Raw genomic sequence first — 597 nt, 5'->3', positions numbered from 1 at the left:
GGGGGGTACATCGCGCCGCGCTGGCCGGGCGCCGGGAGCGACGGCCAGCAGTTCCACCTGGACCTGACCGTGGCGGACCTGGACGCGGCGCACGAGGGCGTGCTGAAGCTGGGCGCGACGCTCCTGGACGCCGGGGAGCCGGGCCGGTCCTGGCGGGTGTACGCCGACCCCGCCGGGCACCCGTTCTGCCTCTGCGCCTGCTGAGACCGTCTCCCCGAGGAGGAAAAACATGGCGTCCGTCGCCCACTTCCGCAACGTCGTGCTCGACTGCCCCGACCCGCCCACCGCCGCGTAGAAGGCGGCCAGGGCGTGCGGGTCGGGGCAGTCGAGCACGACGTTGCGGAAGTGGGCGACGGACGCCATGTTTTTCCTCCTCGGGGAGACGGTCTCAGCAGGCGCAGAGGCAGAACGGGTGCCCGGCGGGGTCGGCGTACACCCGCCAGGACCGGCCCGGCTCCCCGGCGTCCAGGAGCGTCGCGCCCAGCTTCAGCACGCCCTCGTGCGCCGCGTCCAGGTCCGCCACGGTCAGGTCCAGGTGGAACTGCTGGCCGTCGCTCCCGGCGCCCGGCCAGCGCGGCGCGATGTACCCCCCCTGTC

General features: G+C 74.4%; 2 protein-coding genes. One reads left to right on the top strand and one right to left on the bottom strand.

Annotated features, from left to right (window positions below; all coding sequences use genetic code 11):
* A partial coding sequence (locus tag CCN72_RS37210; RefSeq protein WP_279630324.1) for a VOC family protein occupies positions 1 to 204 on the top strand: 204 nt, incomplete at its 5' end.
* Positions 205 to 388: 184 nt separating this feature from the next.
* Here the strand turns inward: CCN72_RS37210 and CCN72_RS37200 are convergent.
* A partial coding sequence (locus CCN72_RS37200) for a VOC family protein (RefSeq protein WP_279630323.1) occupies positions 389 to 597 on the bottom strand: 209 nt, incomplete at its 5' end.

It is taken from the genome of Streptomyces murinus, assembly GCF_002154555.1.
Lineage (GTDB): Bacteria > Actinomycetota > Actinomycetes > Streptomycetales > Streptomycetaceae > Streptomyces > Streptomyces murinus.
The sequence above is the reverse complement of the archived record's forward strand: the minus strand, read 5'-3'. Positions and strand labels throughout refer to the sequence as shown.